We start from the raw sequence: 22193 nt of genomic DNA, 5'->3' as shown, positions 1-22193 counted from the left end.
TGGACTTTTGACTATTGATTGAGCAGAGATTATCGCCAAAATATAGATTTTATATTTCAATAAGGTTTATTTAAGACAAATTTTAGGTTCATAGATGGTACTCAAGCAACAACAGAAATGTCATATCAATGACTGTTTTGTACACAACTCAAAGCCCTAATTCACTCTTGAGCCATTTTTGAATTTGACCATAGCTTTGAATCCCAGATGGTTCCTGCAACCGCTTTTTTAATCGTTCTAAGTCTGAACCGCTGCTTGCCGTTGTCGCATGTCTAAGGACTTTCTCCAATTCTTCTCGGCTTTCTGAAATCTCAATTTGGAATAGACGACTCAGCACAAAATTACTCAATGCACTCATCTATAAGTTTGGCGTAATTTGGCGTATCTTCATACAGAATTGGTATAACGCTTTAGACACAGAGAAGATGAGGGTTTTGAGATTTTAATGCCGAAATTTCATTTCTTGTTATAGCAACGTCCACTATCTTAGGGATGAAATTAACTAGCAACTTTAGCTAGTTACAGAAAAAATTCAAAATAGCTAACATAGCTTAACTATACTTTGAAATCCTCTGTTGCCAATGCTGGGTAATAGATTGCCGTGACTCGAAAAGCAATAAAAACTAGCGGAGCATAATCTATGAAGCCAAATGAACTTCTAAAAAACTATGCCGCAGGCACAAGAGACTTTACTGGTGTTAACCTTAGCGAAGCAAATTTGAGAGAAGCCAATCTGAGTGGAGCAATTTTAAATAGAGCAATTTTAGATGGTGCTAAGCTCAGCCATGCTAATTTAAGCAAAACTAGCTTGATTGAGGCAGATCTGAATGGAGCCGATTTAAGCAATGCCGATCTGACTGGCAGTAATCTAACTGGAGCCATCTTAGATGGAGCCATTTTAGATGGTGCAGTTTTGGATGGAGCAAATTTGAGTCAGGCTGATTTAACTGTTGCCAAGCTGATTGATGCTAACCTAAGCGAGGCGGAGTTACATGAAGCAACTTTGGTAGCGGCAAATTTAGATGGAGCCGATTTAAGTGGTGCAGACTTAACTGTAGCCGATCTAACTCAGGCGAATCTTGCTCAAGCAGACTTGAATCAAGCCAATTTAAGCGGTGCAAATTTAGAGAAAGCTAATTTGGAAGGCACAATTCTGGATGAGAATGCTTAAATTGGGCATTTGTCATTTGTTGTTTGTCATTGGTAATTCGGCTTTCTTGCCCTCCATTCTCGACTGCGGATTTCCGGTCATGTCTGCCATTCTTGTTGTCTCACGATCAACAGACAGAGGGAACACAAGGAAAACCACAGAGGAACTTCTTCAATAAATTCCCCTTGTCCTCCTCGTCTTCCTCTCTCCTGTTTCTTCTTTTTCCGATCCTGACAGAAAACCCGATTTCACCAACGAAGTAACAAATTGATTCAACTACCGTCCCATATGACGACTAGCCAGTTGGATGGCGTCAGAGATATCAACATCGCCATCATTGTCTGCATCCAGGAATGAGTTAAGCACTGGATTTCCGCCCGATTGAGGATTTTGTGCGTTCGCACCAGACTGTAAGAAATTCAGCACAACAGGTACTACATAAGGTAGTAATTGTTGAATCATACCAGTATCCAAGCCAGTACGCTGGGCAACAACCTCAGCCACCTGTTGTTGAATACCACCACCAAATACTGAATCAACAGCTTGAGAGTTAGGAGAAGTACCTGCGAATTGATTTACTATAAATTGCACTTCTTCATTTCCCTGTGTGGCTTGTTTTTGTTGTAAAGACGATCGCACTTGACTACCCACAACTGACAACACCGATTGGATAGTAGAAGGGTCTACACCAGTACGATTACTCAACTGATCTACAGTGCTAATAATACTTCCCAATTGCCCTAAACTGCCTTGTTGATTGGGATTAGCAACGGCACCGAGAATTTGATCAAAAAGTCCCATAAGTTTTTTCTCCTTGTGTTAGTCTCAACACCAGTGGTTCTGGACACATTTGAGATGAACTACGCCTAAAAGAATAGTAGAAGAATCACCAATGAGACATCAGCCGCTAGCCGTGATGTTATACCATTTTAGATTTTGGATTGTGAAATGCTTTCTGTGTATAGCTTCTGCAAATCCATCTGTCGCAATCATTTTTCAAATTGGTATTAGTAATGATTGCCGCGATATTAATAACGTCATGCGGATGATGCTGATTTGAAAGCCAATGATGCCTCAACTCATGTACCAACCACCATTGACGTTTATTGTTTGCCCGGTGATGTAAGCATTTCGGGCAAGCATCACTGCCACGTCTGCCACTTCTTCAACCTCGCCAAATCGACCGACTGGAATTAGGTCAGGACGGATGCGAGGATTATCGGAGATCATGTCTGTAGCAATCAGTGCAGGAGCGATCGCATTAACTGTAATTCCTTCTTTCGCCAAAATAGAGGCATAAGCGTGCGTTAGTCCCAGAAGACCAGCTTTGGAAGCAGCATAGTGCGGACCAATCACCCCACCTACTTGAGCCGCAACCGAAGACAAATTGATAATTCGGCCCCATTGCTGCTGTCGCATAGGCGGTAAAACTGCCTGAGTGACCAAAAAAGCAGATTTAAGGTTCACGTTAATTAATTCATCCCAATCGGCAACGCCGATCGCCTCTAATGGTTGAGGACGTGCAATACCTGCGTTGTTGACGAGAATCGCCACTGTTCCCAAACTTTGCTCAATTGTTTCCACAAGGCGATCGACATCAGCCGGGTTTGAGACATCCGCTTGCACGGCAATTGAGCGACCGCCGAATTGTTCGATTTGCTCGCAGAGGCTATTTGCTTCGTGCTCACCATTGCGATAGTTAACCGCGACGTTAGCTCCAACTTGAGCCAAAGCGTGAGCAATTGCTCGCCCAATTCCTCGATTTGCCCCAGTGACAAGTGCTACTTTGCCTGAAATAGAATCCATATGTCAAATCAGCACGTACCAAAATCTAAAATTAAAAATAGTATAAGCTGGTAAAAGTTTTAACCAGACTTGGATTGGCGAATACCAAGCTTTACATTTGCCGAAGCAATCCACAAAAGGAGCAGATACATGACAGCGAAGAATACGGCGCTGGTACTGGGTGGACAAGGCATTATTGGGCGCAATTTGATCCATTACCTTGAAGAGAAGGAATCATGGCAAATCAAGGCAATCTCCCGCCGCGCTCCTGGTTTTGCAACGCGGGCAGATTTTCAATCTATCGATTTACTCGATCCAGATGCGATCGCCAAGAAACACGACTGGCTCAAGGACATTACACATATTTTTTATGCTGCCTATCAAGAATACAAGACTGCTGCCGATCTATCGAAATATAACGTTGGTATGCTGCGTAATATTGTCGAAGCGGTGGAAAAGGCAGCAGACGGCTTCCGCCATATCACATTTATCCAGGGTGGCAAGGCTTATGGCGCGCATTTCGGACTGTACAAAACGCCAGCGAAGGAAACCGACCCACGCCATTTCCCGCCTAACTTCTACTACGACCAAGAAGATTACCTGCGCGATGCAGCCAAGGGCAAGCGTTGGGGATGGACGGCGCTGCGACCTGACATCATCTTTGGGTTTGCAGTTGGCAACCCGATGAATCTCGGCAACTTGATTGCCGTCTATGCGAGCCTGTGCAAGGAGCTAGGCGTGCCGTTGCGCTATCCCGCTAGCCCTAAAGCCTACCAGATTCTCGCCAATGGCACTGACGCAACCTTGCTAGCGAAAGCGATGGAATGGGCGGCGTTGAACGAAGCGTGCTATGGCGAGATTTTCAACATCACCAATGGCGACGTGTTTCGCTGGAGCCAAGTCTTCCCACAGATTGCCGAATCCTTTGGCATCAAATGCGCCGAGCCGCAGACGTTCTCGCTGACTGAGGTGATGCAGGATAAGGAACCAATCTGGTTTGAGATGGTGCAAAAATATGGACTGGCACCAAATTCACTGAAAGACCTTGCCAACTGGCCGTTTGGCGACTTCATCTTCAACGTTGAGAATGACGCTTTCTTCGACGTGAATAAGGCGCGGCGCTTTGGTTTTCACGAGATGCACTTCGACAGCGGCGAGGAGATTGTAAAGTTAATGAGCTATCTGAAGGAACAAAAGATCATCCCGGTTTAGAACAGCTAGTTTGATTAAGATTAACTTGCACGCTCCAGGTGTACAAAGAGCGATCGCTTTTCCCAAAAATCCAGAAGCGATCGCACTTTAAATTAGGTAAGGTGAATTATAAATATTGCCCAGAAGCTTATTTTGTAAGTGTTTGGGTTTAATATCCTGCTGTGAGGATTTCTTGATTATTCAGTAATTTATTGGGCTTTACCAACTTTTTGGAACTTTTAGTTGGTAAATTATGAACTAATAAATTAAAAAACCTTGAGATACTGTAAATGCATAGTAAACGTATCTTGGCTTTTGTAAGTTGGGTGGTGGCCTCGTTGGTACTATTCATTGCCTGCAATCAGACGAGTACACCTAACCCTACCTCAATTGCTAATCCAAAAGCCCAAGCGGTAAGTTTGACGGTATCAGCCGCCGCTAGCTTAAAAGATGCAATGGACGAAATCAAGCCTCTTTACAGCAAAGAGCAGCCAACGGTAAAACTCACCTATAACTTTGGTTCATCAGGTGCTTTGCAACAACAGATTGAACAAGGTGCAGGAGTTGACATTTTCATTTCAGCAGCAAATAAGCAAATAGATGCCTTAAATCAAAAAGGTTTATTAGTTGATGGCACCCGCAAAGACTTATTAAAAAATAAATTAGTGTTAATTGTGTCTCAAAGTTCTAATGATGTAACTGATTTCAAAGATTTAACTTCCTCACGCATTAAGAAAATTGCTTTAGGTGAACCCAAGAGTGTACCGGCGGGACAATATGCTCAACAAGTTCTCACTTCCTTAAAAATTGCCGACCAAATCAAAAGCAAATCAGTTTATGCCAAAGACGTTCGTCAAGCCCTTAATTATGTAGAGTCTGGTAATGCTGATGCTGGGATAGTCTACCTTTCAGACACGAAAAGCACTCAAAAAGCAAAAGTTGTAGCAACTGCACCTGAAAATAGCCATTCCCCCATTGTTTATCCCATTGCTGTACTCAAAAGCAGTAAGCATCTTGATGCTGCGAAAAATTTTGTGCAATTTTTATCTGGAAATACAGCCAATAATGTATTTGAAAAACAGGGTTTTAGCCTAGCTGGAAGTTGAAAAACGAGAATTTTTGACGGCTATGTATTAATTACTTTAGTACTTTTTTAAGCCTTAAAAGTTAGACGAAGAATTATGGTGAGTATTGCCCACTTGACAACTCTACCTTCTACTGAAATTCTCCATAAACAGCTATGCCCCAGGATTTATCTCCTCTCTGGATATCACTGAAAACTTCTTTGTTAGCAACATTCATTACTTTCTTTTTAGGTATTGCTGCTGCCTATTGGATGTTGGAATATCGCGGCAAAGGTAAATCATTAATTGAGGGTATATTTATTGCGCCTTTAATTTTGCCTCCTACAGTTGTCGGCTTTTTGTTACTGCTGTTTTTTGGCAAAAATGGCCCTGTAGGAAAACTTATGCAGCAGTTTGACTTCACCATCGTCTTTACTTGGTATGGTGCAGCGATCGCAGCTACAGTTGTATCTTTTCCCTTAATGTATAAAACTGCATTAGGAGCCTTTGAACAGATTGATAGAAATCTACTGCGAGTAGCGAAAACTTTGGGTGCTACAGAGAATATTATATTTTGGCGTATCAGTTTACCCTTAGCACTGCCAGGAATTATCGCCGCCACAACTCTGGCTTTTGCAAGGGCTTTGGGAGAATTTGGTGCAACCTTGATGTTGGCTGGTAACATTCCCGGACAAACCCAGACAATCCCAATGGCGATTTACTTTGCCGTAGAAGCAGGTGCAATGGATGAGGCTTGGTTTTGGGCGATCGCAATTATGGTAATTTCTCTATCGGGAATTATTGCAGCCAATTTCTGGCAGGAAGTTAGGGGGATTGGGAGGCTAAAGGACAAAGGGACAAGAGGACAAGGGGGACAGGGGAGTGAATTATCTTTGTTATATACACCATCCTCTTCAGTAGGGCTATTTGTAGATATCGAAAAACGACTGCCGAGTTTTCATCTCAAAGTTGCCTTTAATACTGATCGGCAACCCTTGGGATTGTTGGGGGGATCTGGTGCAGGTAAAAGCATGATTCTGCGTTGTATTGCTGGGATAGAAACACCAACCAGAGGACGCATAGTTTTAAATGGTAGAGTACTGTTTGACTCAGAACAAGGAATTAATCTGCCTAGCCGCGATCGCCGCATCGGTTTTTTAGTGCAGAATTATGCTCTGTTCCCACACATGACTGTGGCTGAAAATATCGCTTTTGGTGTACCCAAGGGGCTATCTAACGGCAGTATCCGCGTACAGGTAGAAGATCAATTATTAGCTATGCAGTTACAGGGATTGAGTGAACGTTATCCACACCAGCTTTCTGGAGGACAGCAGCAAAGAGTAGCTTTAGCAAGGGCGTTAGCGAGTCAGCCGGAAGCATTGCTTTTAGATGAACCTTTCTCTGCACTCGATACCCACCTGCGGAGTCAACTAGAACAGCAAATGACGGAAACTCTGGCTAATTACCAAGGTGTAACTTTGTTTGTTACTCATAATATGGAAGAAGCTTACCGCATTTGTCCTAATTTATTGGTATTAGAACATGGTCGGGCAGTTCAACATGATTCCAAATACGATATTTTCGAGCATCCTGTAACTGTAAGTGTTGCTCAAATCACCGGTTGCAAAAACTTTTCCCGTGCAGTGCTTTTGCAAGCATCACAAATAGAAGCGATTGATTGGGGCTGTAGCCTCCAAGTTCTGGAACCCATTCCTGAGGAATTATCTCACGTCGGTATTCGTGCCCATCAAATCACCTTTACCAAAGACTCCAACCAAGAAAATACATTTCCTTGCTGGTTAGTGAGAACTAGTGAAACACCTCATCGGATGACTTTGTTTTTAAAACTGCATTCTCCTGCTACTAGCCCTCATGATTATCATTTACAAGCAGAAGTTTTCAAAGAAAAATGGGCAACTATGAAAGACCAGCCTTTTCCTTGGTATGTGCGTTTAGATTCCCTACGCTTGATTTTGATGGAATAAACTAAAATCAGAACTGGAATTTTATGAAAAATCTAAATTTTGGGGAATCGAAATTATAAATTCAGTGCCACCTTCTGGACGCGAGACGCATTGTAATGAACCACCATGTTTTTCTTTAACAATCTGATAACTGATTGCCAATCCCATTCCAGTTCCTACGCCAATTGGTTTAGTTGTAAAAAAGGGATCAAATATCTTTTTTTGAAGCTCTTTTGGTATTCCTGGTCCATTATCAGCAATGCGAATTAGAACTTGTTTGTCTGTTGCTTCAGTATGAATGTGAATTGTGGGAGGTTCATTATTTTTCTGACTGATAGTTAATAATGGGCAACTAAGTAATGATTCTTCCAAAGCATCAATAGCATTACTAATAATATTCATGAATACCTGATTTATTTGCCCAGCAAAACACTCTACTAGGGGCAGGCTGCCGTATTCTTTAATGACCTGAATTCCAGATTTACCAGGCTTACCCTTCAGCCTATGCCCCAGGATCATCAGTGTACTATCAATACCCTCATGAATATCAACATCTTTAATTTCCGATTCGTCTAAGCGAGAAAAAATTCGCAAAGAAAGGACAATATCTCGAATCCGTTTCGCTCCAATTTTCATTGAGTCGAGTAATTTGGGTAAGTCCTCAATGAGGAAATTCAAATCGTTTGCTTCTATTTCTGCCTGAACCTCAGAAACAGGATTGGGGTAATACTGTTGATAAACTTGTACTATTCTAAGTAAGTTATGAATATATTCTTGAGCATAGGTGAGGTTGCCATAGATAAAATTAACTGGGTTGTTAATTTCATGGGCCACACCTGCTACCAATTCACCCAGGCTAGACATCTTCTCACTCTGGATAAGCTGGGTTTGTGCTTGTTGTAATTCTTGGAGTATTTTCTGGAGTTCAATTTCTGCTTGTCTGCGTTCTGTTACTTCTTGGAGCAATTTTTCTTGAGCATTCCTAAGTGCTAAGTGAACATTAACACGGGCTAGAACTTCTTCAACTTGAATTGGTTTAGTAATGTAATCTACTGCTCCCATTTGTAGCCCTTTTACTTTATGCTCTACATCAGATAAAGCAGTCATAAACATTATAGGAATATCTTTTAGGCTTGCATCTGCTTTCAAACGTCGGCAGGTTTCAAATCCATCAATACCAGGCATCATCACATCTAGTAAAATCAGATCTGGCTGGATTACTGGTACTTTTTCTAATGCCATTTCACCACTCTTAACGACTGAAATATCGAAGCCATCTGCGTGTAAAATATCAAATAGCAACCGGATATTCATTGGAGTATCGTCAACAATTAAAATAGAGTTTTTTTCAACAGTTTCCATAATTTATTTATTTGATATATATACTTCGACTAAGGAAGCGATCGCTTCTATTTCAAACTCCTCAGCAAGCGCCAATAACTTATCAGCAAAAGCTGTATACTTCGTATCTATTTGCTTGATGTGGTTAGTCTCTAATTGGATATTGGCAACATCACAACGTTGAACAGCTTGATAAAGCGCCATGAGTTCGGATGCGGGAGGTATAACCATTTCTGTAACCGAAGCTGAAGCATTTTGATTTTCATATTCATAAATCCATGCCAACTGCAAATGGTTTTGTAATTTATCCAGCAACTCTTGAGCTTGTATGGGTTTAGGCAGAAAATCATTGCAGCCAGCGTCTAGAGCTTTTTGGCGATCGATGTCAAATACACTTGCTGAAGAACTTATGACGATCGCATTTTGCAGAGCCTTTGACTGGCGTAGGTGTTGAGTCATCGTCAACCCATCCATGACAGGCATTGCCAAGTCGGTAATTATTAAGTCTGGCAGAAGTTTGGCAGCTTGTTCTAAACCTTCTTGACCGTTGCTAGCTTCAAAAATTTCAAAACCGATGGGTTCGAGTAAATTCACTACAACCGAACGATTTTCCCAACGATCATCCACAATCAAGATTTTCCTGGTTTCGCCTTGAAAACCGACAATAGTACTTTTAGGAGCAATGATAGATGCTTGTGTCCATTCTTCAGTTTCAGCTAGCTCTACCTCAAACCAGAAAACGCTACCTTCTTTGTATTGACTTTGCACATTAATTGTACTGCCCATGAGAGCCACAACCTTTTGGCTAATAGCTAACCCTAACCCTGTACCTTCTGCTTGCTGTTCAACGCTACCAGCTTGCTCAAAGGGCCGGAAGATTTTCTCTAGTTGTTGGGGAGTCATACCTACGCCGGTGTCTGCAATTTGAAAGCGAATTTTTTGCAGATTTTGTTGGCGATCGCCTACGACCTCAACTTTAAAAGTAACGCCACCGCGATCGGTGAACTTAATCGCATTACCCAAGAGGTTAATCAAAACCTGTCGCAGACGTTTTTCATCAGCACAGATGTTTCGAGGAAGTTGTTTACTTGGCTGATAAATGAAGTAAATTCCCTTCTGTTCAGCCCGGATGCGGCAAATTTCCACTACACCTTGCAGGAAGTTGAGAAATGGAAAATCTTGAGGATGGAGTTCCATTTTTCTGGCTTCGATTTTCGAGAGGTCAAGGATATCGTTAATTAGTGTCAGTAGATGAGAAGCACACTGATGAATGATATCAATACCTTTGTGTTCCTTCTCTGTTAAGGTTTGGGAGCGTTGGAAGATTTGAGCGTAGCCGAGGATACCGTTGAGGGGGGTACGTAGTTCATGACTCATGTTTGCCAAGAATTCGCTTTTGGCTTGGCTTGCACCATCAGCCAAAATTTTAGCTGCTTTGAGTTCAGCAGTACGCTCTTCTACCCGTTGTTCTAATTCATCTTTTGCTTGTTTGAGTTTTGCTTGTGCTTTCCTATTTTCGTTGAGTACAGCCGAGAGTACAAAGGTAGTTAAGGCAACAACACATATAAAAGATTGCAGTAGCAAAAGAGATTGATATACTGATTCTTTTGCAAAAGATCCAAAACCGCGAGCTGTTCCAAAAACTGCGATCGCTGAGATGACAATCACAAGCAGAGTTGATTCCCGTTGTCTAAATCTAAAAGCTGACCAGAGTAACAGTGGAATCATCATATATTCCACAGGAAATCCACCCCAAAAGGCTATCCGACTGATCGCAATCAACGATAACAGTAACAGTGCAAACTCTATAATCTGTTGTTTTTGGAGCCTTTGCTGCTGTTGTGGCTCTAGTAACCATGCTAGGACTACTGGTGTAACGATCAGTGTACCGGCAAGAACCGCTGTCAACCAAGCCCGCCAGACATTTCCATATTCTGCCCAAGGAGTACTGCCAGTTAGACAGAGTACACCAATGGCAACAGTAGAGCTAATCACAGGATAAGGTACAATCAGCACCACAAATTTGAAAACATCCTGTGCCCTGTCCAGCAAATTGCGAGGACCGATAAAGCGATTGATTAACAAAGCCATCATTAACGGATCGCTCATATCGATCAAGGAGATGATGATACTGCTTAGCAAGCTATTTTGATAAAAAATTAAAAAATTAGCAATTAATTCACTCAAAAGAATAGCGGGCCAAATACGGTATCCCAGCACTAGAATAGTACCTAAATAGACACCTGTTGATGGCCAAATTGGCGCTGTTCCATCTTGAAAAGCGATTGTTGCTGATAACTTACCAAGACAAAAGTGAATAACAGGAAGAATAATACATGCTAGTAATACAGTGCGCTCAAAAATGAATTTAAATCTTTTGTGAATAGAAATTTTTTGCATCACACTTCTTCAATTAGGTATGCTACTTAACTAGTAAAACTCAGCAATCATAAAGCTGAATTCAGTAATAACTAAATGAGGGGCGCTTGCTCAGAAGTAGTTCCACGCACCAAATCTGCAATAGCGCTACCCTTGAAGGCATTACCACATACTTCAGCCGCACCTTACATTAAAAATATTGTTCCCAAAAATTGTACGCAATTAACAATTTAAAAATATCTACAGTTCACATATTTCTCTAGTAATTTAAGAGGCTATCTCGCGAGCATGTTAAATATTAATTAACTCTGCATACTTCAAAATTATCTACTCTAACATTGAAATATTTAGAAAATATGAGGGATACAAAGAAACTAGCCCTATACTAGTTTTCAACAAAGAACCTACAGATAAGCGTAGTGTTTCTCTTACGAGAAGGTAGAGTAGGGTAAGCAGTAAAACAGTAATTGCAGAAAACTTGTGATTGCTATCTTGCGGGAAGCCTCTGCGCGTCTACGCTCCACTTCGTTGCACTCGCTGCGGACAATATCACAAGTAATTTGCCAAACATGATATTACAGATGCGATCGCTATATTCTAATGCAGACATTAAGAGCAATCAGGCGATCGCAAATCATACCCCGCTTAAAGGCTTGTCGTTGAGGCTGATGTGGGAACGCGGCGAGATTCTAAGCATAAGGTATTTACAAAACTGTACAAAAATGAGAGAAAGTTACAGTTTTTGCATAAAAATTGGGAAAAAGTATGATTATTGAAGAAAACTTAGCCCAGCAGTTTACGGCAATTGTTGAGCAAGCTCACCCACAAGTATGGAAGTTGCTACGCCATTGCTATGTAAAAGTGATTAATCCTTATAAAACACGAGCACGAGTTCCCCATGTGCCATTCATTGGAATTTATTGCCCTGATAGATTAATCACGGCTGTAGCGGCTGAAAAAAATCTCCTCAGAGAAGTAGCAAGATTTGTGGGATTGGTTGAGGTTATTTGCTTAAATGCCACACACTTGGTGCGCGATCCTCTATCTAACCTCAAGCAGAATCATCCTCAATTATGGTTAGAACTGTTATGGATATCAACACAATTAGAACTATGAAGTTTAATAAGCATGATTAGTAACATCACTGCACAAGCCAAAATTTTGACTTGTGCTGCAATCAAATTCTCTACTAAATCTTCGGCTCGAATTTTTATGGCCTTTTAATAGCGTAAATAGATGCTTTCAACTTTATAGAAACCAGTAATTTCTACAAGCAGAAGTTGACTAACCTGGAGAATTGGATCGAGCCGCCATCTTTGAAACATGAGAATAAAACCATTAAGTACAGCAGCTACATAAAAAAGCGATCGCCACTTGTAAACGCTGATTTATTATTGTTTGCTTTTAAATAAATACATTTCTCCTCACACCCATTTGGAGAGCTTTTCTTTCACCTTTATCCAATCTTTATCAGAATCATCAGTATTATGCCAAATGAAGATGACATTTCGATTCCTCTGCCGATATGCTTAATTTATAACGAATTTGCATTTAGAGCGAACCAGAATGCTTACAAGTAGCGTCATACAACGATTGACCTGTAGTCCTTTAATTATTACATTTCTCCTAGCAATAGCAGGACAGTCCGCTATGGCGCAAAGTCCGATAAATCATGCTCAAATGGGGATCAAGTATTCACAAATATCTACTGAGTTAGACAAGAATACTGATATAAATGTTTCTCAGGCGACTAGTGTAATTGATGAAAAAGCAGCTTTTAACTTAGTTTGGAAACTACCCCAAGTCAAACGCAAAGCCAAAGAAATTGAACGGCTTTCTAAAGGAACTATCCGCGTTGCAGCGATTGTCGATAGTTCACCAACTCCAGAGACACCTTACTACACAATTCGAGTAGTGGAAAATCATGTAGACCATGTTGACACAATATACCTATTTCGTGTCTTGAATCCTACTGGTGTCATCCAAGTTTACGATATTCTCAAGGATGAATATATATCATTACAAGAATGGAAACCTAACTGATTTTCAAACAGCGATCGCTCTGTTAGCCGCAGATTAAAACAGATAAATATCTGTGCTTTGATATTTTGAATATCGACTTTTGATAGGTAGTGAGATTCCCGACTTCTTCAGGAAGTCGGGAATCTAGTAATTAGTGGGCTTTCGCTACACATTGAGATGCAGTAACCAAATAGCTGTTAAGCTAAAACTTGTTAAAAGATAATACTCAACTTTGGTCGCTCACAACAATGTCCGAAAAAAAGCCCGTAAGTCCTTGGAATTACAAACCGTGGTGGTGTCAGCCCTGGTCTATACTGCTCACAGGTGTAACCATAATTAGTGGTAGTTGGTTAATATTTAAAACCATCTGGCTTACAGTTCTAATCTCTATACCTATATTGATATGGATGGGCTTTTTTCTATTAATCTGGCCGCAACTAATTATTCGTAGTGGCATTTTAGATTCATATCAAAGTAACACTTTAGACAATTGATAAGTAGGTTGGTGGAATTAAACCTAAGTATTTACAGTTGTTTTTAGGGGAAGGTGTTTTTACTTTCCCCAAGTAAAATATAGTGATGTTTATGTATATTCATCTACTCACGTCCATATTTAAATCTCGTAGGATGTCTAAAAATTTCTGATTTCCTGCTTTGATTGGGGTCACGCCTAAACAAGCTAAACCTACTTGTTAGAATTAAACATTTAATTTTTACACATTATTTGCACATCATTATTAATTTCTCCTCAACCTTTAGGGGTATGAAAATGAATTATAAGATATATTTATAGTACATGAAATTACAAATCAACTTAATACAAAATAGCACTTTAGTTAGAAGTTTAATTAAAAATTAATAATTAATCTATTTGTTGTGCAGTTAACTTAAATTTCTGATTCTGAAAATTTTGCTTTTCAAAAATAACCAGAGCCATTTTTCAGTGACATACATATCACAGATGAAGGATTTTTATTTTTCCTGCACTATTTCAATTTAATTACCATACTTGTTTGAGAGGTTACTGTATGCAAAAAGCAAATAACCAACAAGGCTATTTCCTGAAATACCTTTCTCTCGCACCTGTGCTTGCGGTTCTGTCGATATCAATTGCCTTTTCTACTTGGGCAGTGTTTAACTTTATTTTTCCAGATCTGCTTTTCCATCCTATGCCATAAGGGGTATTGGATTTAAGCTAATCTTTGTCTTAGCAAAGACATAGAAGAGAAACAAAGCAATCTGCGATCGCTCTTGTAAAGCTGTGACAACAAAGCCAAGTCAGGGGCGATCGCTAGTATCTAGTTCCTATTATTTGATTTCTTGCATATTTTTCACTATTTTCGTTACTAGATTTCTCGGTGTAAATCTAACGATTTCAGCAAGTAATCTATTTTTAAACCCAGGAATAGCAACAGTTTTACCTTCCATTAAAGCGCGATAACCGATTTTGGCTACTGTTGCTGCGTCCATCATGTTATTATTCTCTACCTGTTTAGCACCCGCAATCCCTGTTCTTTCATGAAAGGCTGATTCTGTTGGGCCAGGACAAAGGGCCGTTACAGTAACACCTGTACCTTCTAATTCGCTCGCCAGGGCTTGTGAAAATGATAAGATATAGGCTTTAGTAGCGAAATAAACTGCCATTAAAGGGCCTGGTTGAAAAGCAGCAGCAGAAGAAAGATTTAATACTTTCCCTTCGCCTTGCTTTACCATATCTTTCAAGAATAACTTAGTTAAATGGGTGAGACATACTAAATTTACCTGTAGCATTTCTAGTTCAGTATTCAAGTTGGTTTCATTAAATAATCCATGAATACCAAATCCAGCATTATTGACTAGCACATCAACCTTGATAAATTCTTGTTGTAACTCAGTAAAAATCTCTTCAGGTGATGTTTTTATAGATAAATCTTTGACAATAGCTTTAACAGAAATACCAAGTTCGTCTTGGAATTTATTAGCAACTTCAGCCAATTTTTCTGCCATTCTGTCTACTAATACCAGATTGTAGCCATTAAGGGCAAAAATATATGCTAGTTCGTAGCCAATCCCATTAGCTGCTCCAGTAATAAGAGCAGTTTTTTTAGGCTGACGTTGGTGTGTTGTGTTCATATTAGAAAATATGTGAGTTTTACTTGATGAGGCTTTCATAGATTTCTAATGCTGCTCTACTGCCATAGAGACTATTAACAATAATCTTGGAACTAACAAAAAATATTTTGGGTCATTACTCTTTTAAATAGTTCTTTGATGCTGTAGTTAAGGATTAAATTTTTGTAGCAAGTTAAACACTTGGATAAGTGATGTTCACCTTGTACGCATGAGACTCTAGTAAATTGCCAGAGAAGATTTAACGAAATCTCAAACTTTCAGTTAAATTTTTAGATTATTAGTTAGAAAAGCCAGGATTTAAGCCAGTCTATTTTGAATATACTTTGCTGAATAGAAAGCTATTGTATTTATGAGAACAAACTGAAAATTTTATAAAGTTATGGCTTGCTAATAAAAATTTTATCTACTACCAAATTTTTATCCTGACAATCCGTAGGGTGAGTTTTTGAATTTTAGGGTTTTCCTCACCTGATATATGCTAAGATGCCCTAATTTTTTAGACATTGGTGTTTTTACTCTGAGTTTTCATATTTACATATATTTGAAAAAACTTATCCAAGACTGATGTTTTATTATTAACAGGTTCATATATGGATATTTATATAGGTAGAAAAATTAATCAGTAATTAAAATTACAAGAAAAATCCTCTTAGACAATTGGCAATTTCTTCATATTTATTGCCTACCTAAGAGGGTTAAAATATGTAATTTCTAATTGAGTAAAGTACAAAATTTTAAGGCAATGCTTACCTATTGCCTGTTTTCTGTGGTTTATCGAAGTAAAAACTTCTATAAATAATTACGTTGCTAATTTACCACTTGGCTACCATGACTGCGCGGATCATCTTGACTAGTTGTTGGTGCAACTGGTGCTGAGAATTTAGAAACTTGCCCGCTAGCTTGCGCGTAAGGTAGGGAGGAATCAGTTACTAAAGCTTCTAAGTTACTAGCCATGACAGCGCGTGGTTGATCGCCGATCGCCTGCGCTATAGTTTCGCCGTTCTTACCCAAGAATACAAAATGGGGAATTCCATCAACCCGATATTTCAACATTTCCGGCAGCCACTTGGTGTTATCCACATTCAGCATGACAAAATTTAGCTTGTCAGCATATTGCTGTTCTAACTCAGCGATATCTGGTGCCATTTTTTGGCAGACAGTACACCAATCAGCATAAAACTCCACCAGTGAGGGCTTACCGTTGCTGATAGCGACTTCTAAGGGTATAGAGGCTTCATCTAACTTAGTCAGGGAAGCCGAAGTTGTCTCAGTTCGTAGTCCTAAAACTAGAGCAACGCTGAGGGCGATCGCGACTATCGCAATTAAGAAATTTCTCACACGCGTCCCTATAGTAGATTCAGGCTTTGCTGGAGAATTAACAGGTGAATCCGGTGTCATAACAGAATTATTAAAACTTATTAAGCAGTATCATCTTCAGTTTAACGGGGATTGGGGATGAGGGAAATGAGGAGGGCAAGGAGGATTATACAGCGCGACAGAAATAAAGATACGCTAGAACAGAGATAAAGTCTCTGCGAAATCAGTGAAAAAACGAGTTACTCTCACTTTTCCCAAACGTGCCATACAAATGCCAGTTACTTATCGGCTGGCAAAAGAGTTCAATGTCGCTGCCAATATTATCCGTGCCCAAGTCGCTCCGAATCAAATTGGCAAACTGGTAGTAGAACTATCAGGAGACATCGATCAGTTAGATGCTGCTATCGAGTGGATGCGATCGCAAAATATCAATGTTTCTCATACATTGGGCGAAATTATCATTGATGAAGAGGCCTGTGTTGACTGTGGTTTGTGTACTGGGGTTTGTCCGACTGAAGCCCTTACCCTTAACCCAGAGACATACAAGCTGACATTTACGCGATCGCGCTGTATTGTCTGTGAACAGTGTATCCCTACTTGTCCTGTGCAGGCGATTTCCACCAATCTTTGAATTGACTGCACTTTCGGGGAGTCAATAGTTAAGTTGTCCCCCTGCTTCTATACCTTTTGGTACTAGCTCAAGTTGAACACATCAGCTATGACTGTGCTATCGCCTACCAGCCGATTCTTGGCTGGAGAGTCATAAACTACTAACAATGAAGGTTTCCCAACTACATCATTAAATAAGGTCATACCCTCAGCATGATCTTCTCTATTCCCATAGGGAATGTCTTGTACAAGCTCTGGGTAACTAAGAAGATTTTCTGCTGAATTAACGCCATTTTTCCAACGATAAACTTGCACTGGCCCATCTAAGTCCATCGTCGGCCCGGCTAAAATTAACAAGTCTTCACCATCTAGCAATAAATCTCGAATTCCCAAACCATTCAACCAGAGAAAATGCTTTTTATACCCTTTCTTTTCTTCCCCAATTGGTTGTAGTGTCATCAATCCTGGGGAAGAATCAATTAATTCTATTTCTAGAATTACAGCCCAACCCCGCAATACTGGGCCTCGTAAACCTAAAAAAATCCGGTTTTGATAAATACTTATACCTTCGATATCAAAGCCATTGTCTTTCCCTGGAATTGCTGCTTTAATCGCCCAGCCCAAATGGGGGTCATCTACTAAGGCAGTCATCAGCAAATTACTCTGGTTAGCCAACTCTAGTTTAGCGGCTGTTAACTGCACATCTGGATTGTGCGGGTGTAGGCAAGATGAAAATAAATTTCCCTCTATCAAGGGAATTCTTCCTAGAATGTAACGGTTAGGTTCTGTGATAACAGTTGCTAGCCTTTGAATATTTTTTACATCGGTCTTATTAGATTTAGGTTTTTTACGCTTGTAGCTGTGGGAACCTACGAACCATAAGTAATAATCTGCATAAGCAAACCCTTCAATATCAATCTCATCCGTTTCTGGTGCAGGTAAACTAATAAATTCTGCCACTCGAAAGTGCTGGTGGTCTGCAAAGTTGTTAGGATCTATTAAAGAGAGCCTTTCAATGGTTGATGTTTCATCCGAACCCAACCAGAGATACTTGTGTGAGGTGAGCAGTAATGCCGAAAGGTCTTTTCTGTGTTTTTGAAAACTCTTTGTAAACGTCAGAAAGACTTGGGCTATTGAATAACTGTTATACATTTGACAATCTTTTTAAGTATTTGGCGCTTTGATGATTGTTTTAATGTTTTAAATACTACTAATTTTTCCTAGATAAACACCAGTTTATTCACATTTTTACAACTTAATAATAGTTGATTTAAGCTCAGAGATCGCCACAAAAATAGGTGTGAAATTTACAGCAGATTTTCAGACAATAACTTATTCAATGTTATATTAAAATTTTTTATAAAAATTTAAGTTAAAAAAAATATCAAAAGTTATATATGCAATTTTTTGACTAATGCTATCATGCAATAACCTGATTCAGTATGAGATTGCTGTAGATTATGAAATTAGATACAAATACAACAGCGCAAACGCTCGGAGACTACGCTTACCAGGCGATTCAAAAACATTATAAGAAAACATTAAAGTGGGAAAAATCAGTTAAGAAAGATGAAGATCCAGAAGCATTGCATCAAATGCGAGTAGGGATGCGTCGGCTACGGACTTCTGTCAGTAGGTTTGTCATAGCCTTAGATTTATCGAAGCCGATCAGTGATAAAAATATCGGTAAAATTGCTCGTCGGCTTGGGAATCTCCGAGATTTAGATGTACTCAAACAAACCATAGAAAAAGATTATAAACCGCGTTTATCTAATAAAGAACAGAAATATTTACATACAGCCTTTGATGCTTTAGCTAAACAACGTGAACACGCGCTAGCTACAGTACAGACAACATTAAAAGATGAATCTTACAAGTCTTTAAAACAGTCAATGGAAGAGTGGTTAGAAAAGCCAAGCTATAAAGATTTAGCATCTATTACCATTCAGCAAGTTCTACCAGATTTACTGTTACCAGAAGTGAGTCAATTCCTGTTACATCCCGGTTGGCTAGTGGGAACCGAAGTTGGAGAATCGGAGTTAAAAATCCGCAAAGGCTGGGAAGCAGAAAAAGTAGAACAAGAATTAGCTAATAAAGGTGAAACACTTCATAGTTTACGCAAACAAGCCAAACGCGTACGCTATCAAATGGATTTATTTTCTGATTTATACAACGAGTTTTACGCAGCTTATATTGCAGATGTGAAAAGTATCCAAGACATCTTGGGTGCGATGCATGATGGTGTGGTATTGACTGAGTGGCTAGAGGATGTCTTTAAGTCAGACATGCATACTCATCTGCATGGGCTGACTAAATTATTAGCAGAAAATCGTTACCAATTGTGGCAGCAGTGGCAACCATTACAGGAGCGATATCTGAAAACCGAAACTCGACATGGCTTTCATTTAACAATACTGCATCCTAAGGAATCTGCTTTTTCTACTGAAGATGAAATTAGCGAGCAGACAATTGGATAGGAGCTTCAAGCGACAAAACATAAACACTGCTTTGGGCAATTTGGACAATACGAGTATTTTCTGCCGAACGCAAGCCTGAGACTAATCCAATGGCGCTCCCTAGCATTGCACCTCGGTCAAACTGTTCAGGATCTCCATTGCTCAAAAAGCCCAAGGTACTTCCGGTTAGTCTACCCCAAACAGAACCGTTTTCTACAGCTTTATCATTAGCTCGCTTTTGGGTGATAGTAGTGCCAGGAATCATCTGACTCGATGCTTTAATTGAGACAATTCGACCATTAATTACCAGCGATTGTGCGACAATTTTAGCGCCCCCATCAGTAGGTTTAAGAACAATGGTGACGGGAGTATTTTCCGGTGCTACAACATTACCTTGAGCATCTTTAATTGCACTAGCTAAAGGAAGTGTCAAAGGATAATCTTTCTTTTGCCCAACATCTACAGTCACAGATGCGGGAAATGAAACGATAATGGCTGTATCTTGAGGAATAGTTAGATCTTGACTTACTGCTTGGGGCTGAGGCTGCACAGTAGGTTGAGCACTAGCTGGTACTGTAACAGCACCCAACAGAGACAAAGAACAAGCAAGGCTTAACAAAATTTGCGTTTTCATGACCGTTTTCCTTTTGATGTGAGCAGTGTTTGCAAGGTTTCAACCCCTTCACTCAATCAATAGGTTAGCGATCGCTAGTTTATGCAGTCTGATTGCACTTAGTTAGGAGCAATGTCCGCAAAATCGCTGTGAACCTTTCTAAATCGGAAATTTGGGCAATTTGTGGCATTATAGCCTTGCTCTAAAATCTCGCTATATATAAATCTCCGCGTTTTCCCATCCCCGCTTATATCTATTCCACAATGTAAAATTACGTCAAATCAAGTATTTTAGATTTACCTTCTACAAAGTAAGCTAAATCAAGCTATGAAAAATCCAATTTTATATTTATTTAATTATTGGAGATAGTTCTATTTATAAGAAGCTTTAAACAATAAAGAGACGTGCTTAAATGCACGTCTCTAGGTGATGGAAAATTGATGTATAAAAAGTAATTACGTATTACGCTACATCTGCAACTAGTAACCCGTTCACAGCAATGATGAAAAGCTGTGCTAATTCAGGGGTGTCACAACAAGGTCTTTCATCTGTGTTACAGCATTGTGCTACCCATTTGCCTTCAAGATTCTGATAAAAAGTTCCTAGCAGATGATAGCTGTTCCACACTCGATACAGTTCTCCAAAATCATCTGGTACTGAATCGATTTCAATTTCTGGCGGTACTGTTTGAGCAAGCTGGTCAATGTATTCCTCAAACTCTGATTGAGCCGAGGTTTCGTCATCGAACTCTTCTTGTACAATCATTTAAGTAACCTCATTAACGGGGTTTAAAAGGCGATCGCATACTCTTGCCGGAGGACGATCGTCTTTTTGATTTCATCAAATATATTAGATACTTTAGTAGCTAATAACAAGAAGAATATTCAAAACTTTAATTAGTCACTTCGACAGTACTGAGAAAGTCACTTAAAGAAATATCTAATGCAGCACAAACAGCCTCTAATACTTTGGTTGAGACACTTTCGGACTCACCGTACTCTAGTTTCTTGAGATTTTGATGGGAGCATTCTCCTCCCCTGGCTGCAATTTCATCAGCTAGTTTTTGACGTGATTTTTTTCCCCGCAATCGCTTTAAAAGCATTCCTCTCTCTTTGTTCCAAGCAACCGCTACAACATCTGCAACATAAATATACATTCTGGTTTTTTTATCGTCCTTATTGCTCATATAATAGCTACAGCAGTAAACAAAATATAAAATTTTGAGCTACTACAGTTTACAAACTATAAGGATTTGGAGTGAAATTGAGTCTCCTTTAGATAATCTGAATTTTGCGTTGCTGTTGATAAAAATGCGATCGCAAAGTCGAGATTGTGATTCCCGCCATAAAGGATTACTGCAATTTCAGCAATTTTAACTTTCATATGTGTTAAAAAAGACTTCAGCATGAATCTTGTCTTGCGGTGAAAGGGTATGGATGAAGTCGTCAAAAAACTTGCTGCTATCGGATTACCTTGTATTATCTTGGCGGTATTAATGGCGACTACAGGTTTAAAAGATGCCGCTGCTATCACCACAGCTTTAGCATTCCTGGGAGGTCCAGCAGGGATGGTGGGTGGAATTGCTGCCTTAGGACTAATAGGTTTGATTAGCCATGCTTTGGCAAAAGTAATTCTGGAAGGTTTCTTAACAGGTATTTATAGCCACAGACGGCAGACTCAATCACATACCAAGCTTTTTAAAGAAATTGATTTTTTACTATTGTTTGACAGAAACCTTAAAGAACGGCTCAAAGCTACGGTAAAAACTTACACCAAAAATGTCACTCAAGAGGTAATGGCTATTTTAGAGAATGTCCCTGGCATGACTCCTGCAAACCACAGAGATTTTCAGTGGTCAATTCCCATCATGAAGCTGAGAGATGGGACAGTGGTAAGAACTTGGAAAAACCCCGTTGGTGTTGACCATGTTTTTTTAGGCGATGTCAATGACAGAATGATTTACGGCGGGTTTGTCGGTTGGATTCATAGTGAAGGGTTAAACCAGGCGGTAACTCGTATTAGAAGAGATTGGACTTAATAATGGTTTACTAGATAATGGACAATTTGGCAGCACATACAGATTAGTTAGAGGATTAGTTGTGTAATTTGACCATGAATACATTTAGCACAACACGACTAAAAATTGTTTGTGCTAAGTACTGCTAAATATGACAGATAATTAGTCTACCG

The 22193-nt window shown here is 39.7% G+C and carries 23 protein-coding genes; 11 read left to right on the top strand and 12 right to left on the bottom strand.

What is annotated here, in order from left to right:
• Positions 1-148: 148 nt before the first annotated feature.
• The gene (locus tag BV372_RS04765) at positions 149-337 is read right to left on the bottom strand and encodes a hypothetical protein (RefSeq protein ID WP_179197978.1); all 189 of its coding nucleotides are present in this window, start codon (positions 335-337) and stop codon (positions 149-151) included.
• A 303-nt stretch (positions 338-640) separates the two neighbouring features.
• On the opposite strand from BV372_RS04765, the gene BV372_RS04760 reads away from it, so the two are divergent.
• Entirely contained in the window at positions 641-1171 is a 531-nt protein-coding gene (locus BV372_RS04760; protein WP_086684005.1) for a pentapeptide repeat-containing protein, read from the top strand.
• Between the two features lie 255 nt (positions 1172-1426).
• Here BV372_RS04760 and BV372_RS04755 read toward each other — a convergent pair whose 3' ends face one another.
• Together BV372_RS04755 and BV372_RS04750 are read right to left on the bottom strand one after the other, a co-directional pair.
• Complete coding sequence (locus BV372_RS04755) at positions 1427-1951, bottom strand: DUF937 domain-containing protein (RefSeq protein WP_086684002.1); 525 nt, start codon at positions 1949-1951, stop codon at positions 1427-1429.
• 273 nt (positions 1952-2224) lie between these two features.
• A complete protein-coding gene (locus BV372_RS04750) occupies positions 2225-2956 on the bottom strand; it encodes a 3-oxoacyl-ACP reductase family protein (protein ID WP_086683999.1) in 732 nt (243 codons plus the stop codon).
• 129 nt (positions 2957-3085) lie between these two features.
• On the opposite strand from BV372_RS04750, the gene BV372_RS04745 reads away from it, so the two are divergent.
• The 3 genes from BV372_RS04745 to modB all read left to right on the top strand — a co-directional run bounded on the left by BV372_RS04745 (position 3086) and on the right by modB (position 7175).
• On the top strand, positions 3086-4147 hold the full coding sequence (locus BV372_RS04745) for an SDR family oxidoreductase (RefSeq protein WP_086683996.1): 1062 nt from the start codon (positions 3086-3088) through the stop codon (positions 4145-4147).
• Between the two features lie 269 nt (positions 4148-4416).
• Positions 4417-5232, top strand: a complete 816-nt coding sequence (gene modA, locus BV372_RS04740; protein WP_086683993.1) for a molybdate ABC transporter substrate-binding protein — start codon at positions 4417-4419, stop codon at positions 5230-5232.
• A gap of 134 nt (positions 5233-5366) precedes the next feature.
• Complete coding sequence (gene modB, locus BV372_RS04735) at positions 5367-7175, top strand: molybdate ABC transporter permease subunit (protein ID WP_086683990.1); 1809 nt, start codon at positions 5367-5369, stop codon at positions 7173-7175.
• Positions 7176-7196: 21 nt separating this feature from the next.
• Here modB and BV372_RS04730 read toward each other — a convergent pair whose 3' ends face one another.
• Positions 7197-8516: a sensor histidine kinase gene (locus BV372_RS04730; protein WP_086683987.1), complete on the bottom strand. Its 1320-nt coding sequence runs from the start codon at positions 8514-8516 to the stop codon at positions 7197-7199.
• Positions 8517-8519: 3 nt separating this feature from the next.
• Positions 8520-10895, bottom strand: a complete 2376-nt coding sequence (locus BV372_RS04725; RefSeq protein ID WP_086683985.1) for an MASE1 domain-containing protein — start codon at positions 10893-10895, stop codon at positions 8520-8522.
• Positions 10896-11639: 744 nt separating this feature from the next.
• On the opposite strand from BV372_RS04725, the gene BV372_RS04720 reads away from it, so the two are divergent.
• Complete coding sequence (locus BV372_RS04720; RefSeq protein WP_086683982.1) at positions 11640-11990, top strand: hypothetical protein; 351 nt, start codon at positions 11640-11642, stop codon at positions 11988-11990.
• Positions 11991-12094: 104 nt separating this feature from the next.
• On the opposite strand, the gene BV372_RS38315 is transcribed toward BV372_RS04720, so the two are convergent.
• Positions 12095-12262 carry a Ycf66 family protein gene (locus BV372_RS38315; RefSeq protein ID WP_373270743.1) on the bottom strand — a complete coding sequence of 56 codons (168 nt, stop codon included), beginning with the start codon at positions 12260-12262 and terminating at the stop codon, positions 12095-12097.
• A gap of 178 nt (positions 12263-12440) precedes the next feature.
• Here BV372_RS38315 and BV372_RS04710 point away from each other — a divergent pair, with 178 nt between their 5' ends.
• The 3 genes from BV372_RS04710 to BV372_RS04700 all read left to right on the top strand — a co-directional run bounded on the left by BV372_RS04710 (position 12441) and on the right by BV372_RS04700 (position 14074).
• Entirely contained in the window at positions 12441-12917 is a 477-nt protein-coding gene (locus tag BV372_RS04710; protein WP_143844968.1) for a hypothetical protein, read from the top strand.
• Positions 12918-13144: 227 nt separating this feature from the next.
• Positions 13145-13390: a DUF6737 family protein gene (locus tag BV372_RS37395; protein WP_086683976.1), complete on the top strand. Its 246-nt coding sequence runs from the start codon at positions 13145-13147 to the stop codon at positions 13388-13390.
• A 534-nt stretch (positions 13391-13924) separates the two neighbouring features.
• Positions 13925-14074, top strand: a complete 150-nt coding sequence (locus tag BV372_RS04700; RefSeq protein WP_086683973.1) for a PsaJ protein — start codon at positions 13925-13927, stop codon at positions 14072-14074.
• Between the two features lie 130 nt (positions 14075-14204).
• Here BV372_RS04700 and BV372_RS04695 read toward each other — a convergent pair whose 3' ends face one another.
• Both BV372_RS04695 and BV372_RS04690 read right to left on the bottom strand, forming a co-directional pair.
• On the bottom strand, positions 14205-15008 hold the full coding sequence (locus BV372_RS04695; RefSeq protein WP_086683970.1) for an SDR family oxidoreductase: 804 nt from the start codon (positions 15006-15008) through the stop codon (positions 14205-14207).
• Between the two features lie 807 nt (positions 15009-15815).
• On the bottom strand, positions 15816-16406 hold the full coding sequence (locus BV372_RS04690; protein WP_086683968.1) for a thioredoxin family protein: 591 nt from the start codon (positions 16404-16406) through the stop codon (positions 15816-15818).
• Between the two features lie 145 nt (positions 16407-16551).
• Between BV372_RS04690 and BV372_RS04685 the strand changes: the two genes are divergently transcribed.
• The gene (locus BV372_RS04685) at positions 16552-16956 is read left to right on the top strand and encodes an NIL domain-containing protein (protein WP_086683965.1); all 405 of its coding nucleotides are present in this window, start codon (positions 16552-16554) and stop codon (positions 16954-16956) included.
• 62 nt (positions 16957-17018) lie between these two features.
• Here the strand turns inward: BV372_RS04685 and BV372_RS04680 are convergent, their stop codons facing one another.
• Positions 17019-18086, bottom strand: a complete 1068-nt coding sequence (locus tag BV372_RS04680) for a DUF3616 domain-containing protein (protein ID WP_086683962.1) — start codon at positions 18084-18086, stop codon at positions 17019-17021.
• Between the two features lie 308 nt (positions 18087-18394).
• On the opposite strand from BV372_RS04680, the gene BV372_RS04675 reads away from it, so the two are divergent.
• A complete protein-coding gene (locus BV372_RS04675) occupies positions 18395-19411 on the top strand; it encodes a CHAD domain-containing protein (protein WP_086683959.1) in 1017 nt (338 codons plus the stop codon).
• On the opposite strand, the gene BV372_RS04670 is transcribed toward BV372_RS04675, so the two are convergent.
• From BV372_RS04670 to BV372_RS04660, 3 genes are all read right to left on the bottom strand, one after another.
• Positions 19389-20024, bottom strand: coding sequence for a hypothetical protein (locus BV372_RS04670; protein WP_086683956.1), 636 nt, complete (start codon positions 20022-20024; stop codon positions 19389-19391). The genes BV372_RS04675 and BV372_RS04670 overlap by 23 nt on opposite strands.
• 441 nt (positions 20025-20465) lie before the next feature.
• On the bottom strand, positions 20466-20768 hold the full coding sequence (locus BV372_RS04665) for a hypothetical protein (protein ID WP_086683953.1): 303 nt from the start codon (positions 20766-20768) through the stop codon (positions 20466-20468).
• A 127-nt stretch (positions 20769-20895) separates the two neighbouring features.
• Positions 20896-21189, bottom strand: coding sequence for a helix-turn-helix transcriptional regulator (locus tag BV372_RS04660; protein WP_086683951.1), 294 nt, complete (start codon positions 21187-21189; stop codon positions 20896-20898).
• Between the two features lie 246 nt (positions 21190-21435).
• On the opposite strand from BV372_RS04660, the gene BV372_RS04655 reads away from it, so the two are divergent.
• Complete coding sequence (locus tag BV372_RS04655; RefSeq protein WP_086683948.1) at positions 21436-22041, top strand: hypothetical protein; 606 nt, start codon at positions 21436-21438, stop codon at positions 22039-22041.
• Positions 22042-22193: the final 152 nt, after the last annotated feature.

The sequence above is a fragment of the Nostoc sp. T09 genome, assembly GCF_002154695.1.
Taxonomy (GTDB): domain Bacteria; phylum Cyanobacteriota; class Cyanobacteriia; order Cyanobacteriales; family Nostocaceae; genus Aulosira.
This window is presented reverse-complemented; position numbering and strand designations above follow the sequence as displayed.

What these genes read in the sequence shown, in the direction of transcription:
- BV372_RS04700 (WP_086683973.1), top strand. Translation starts at nt 13,925, where the DNA reads ATGCAAAAAGCAAATAACCAACAAGGCTATTTCCTGAAATACCTTTCT.
- BV372_RS04690 (WP_086683968.1), bottom strand. Translation starts at nt 16,406, where the DNA reads ATGACACCGGATTCACCTGTTAATTCTCCAGCAAAGCCTGAATCTACT.
- modB (WP_086683990.1), top strand. Translation starts at nt 5,367, where the DNA reads ATGCCCCAGGATTTATCTCCTCTCTGGATATCACTGAAAACTTCTTTG.
- BV372_RS04755 (WP_086684002.1), bottom strand. Translation starts at nt 1,951, where the DNA reads ATGGGACTTTTTGATCAAATTCTCGGTGCCGTTGCTAATCCCAATCAA.
- BV372_RS04725 (WP_086683985.1), bottom strand. Translation starts at nt 10,895, where the DNA reads ATGCAAAAAATTTCTATTCACAAAAGATTTAAATTCATTTTTGAGCGC.
- BV372_RS37395 (WP_086683976.1), top strand. Translation starts at nt 13,145, where the DNA reads ATGTCCGAAAAAAAGCCCGTAAGTCCTTGGAATTACAAACCGTGGTGG.
- BV372_RS04695 (WP_086683970.1), bottom strand. Translation starts at nt 15,008, where the DNA reads ATGAACACAACACACCAACGTCAGCCTAAAAAAACTGCTCTTATTACT.
- BV372_RS04710 (WP_143844968.1), top strand. Translation starts at nt 12,441, where the DNA reads ATGCTTACAAGTAGCGTCATACAACGATTGACCTGTAGTCCTTTAATT.
- BV372_RS04675 (WP_086683959.1), top strand. Translation starts at nt 18,395, where the DNA reads ATGAAATTAGATACAAATACAACAGCGCAAACGCTCGGAGACTACGCT.
- BV372_RS04665 (WP_086683953.1), bottom strand. Translation starts at nt 20,768, where the DNA reads ATGATTGTACAAGAAGAGTTCGATGACGAAACCTCGGCTCAATCAGAG.
- BV372_RS04670 (WP_086683956.1), bottom strand. Translation starts at nt 20,024, where the DNA reads ATGAAAACGCAAATTTTGTTAAGCCTTGCTTGTTCTTTGTCTCTGTTG.
- BV372_RS04750 (WP_086683999.1), bottom strand. Translation starts at nt 2,956, where the DNA reads ATGGATTCTATTTCAGGCAAAGTAGCACTTGTCACTGGGGCAAATCGA.
- BV372_RS04655 (WP_086683948.1), top strand. Translation starts at nt 21,436, where the DNA reads ATGGATGAAGTCGTCAAAAAACTTGCTGCTATCGGATTACCTTGTATT.
- BV372_RS04745 (WP_086683996.1), top strand. Translation starts at nt 3,086, where the DNA reads ATGACAGCGAAGAATACGGCGCTGGTACTGGGTGGACAAGGCATTATT.
- BV372_RS04720 (WP_086683982.1), top strand. Translation starts at nt 11,640, where the DNA reads ATGATTATTGAAGAAAACTTAGCCCAGCAGTTTACGGCAATTGTTGAG.
- BV372_RS04660 (WP_086683951.1), bottom strand. Translation starts at nt 21,189, where the DNA reads ATGAGCAATAAGGACGATAAAAAAACCAGAATGTATATTTATGTTGCA.
- BV372_RS04760 (WP_086684005.1), top strand. Translation starts at nt 641, where the DNA reads ATGAAGCCAAATGAACTTCTAAAAAACTATGCCGCAGGCACAAGAGAC.
- BV372_RS04730 (WP_086683987.1), bottom strand. Translation starts at nt 8,516, where the DNA reads ATGGAAACTGTTGAAAAAAACTCTATTTTAATTGTTGACGATACTCCA.
- modA (WP_086683993.1), top strand. Translation starts at nt 4,417, where the DNA reads ATGCATAGTAAACGTATCTTGGCTTTTGTAAGTTGGGTGGTGGCCTCG.
- BV372_RS04680 (WP_086683962.1), bottom strand. Translation starts at nt 18,086, where the DNA reads ATGTATAACAGTTATTCAATAGCCCAAGTCTTTCTGACGTTTACAAAG.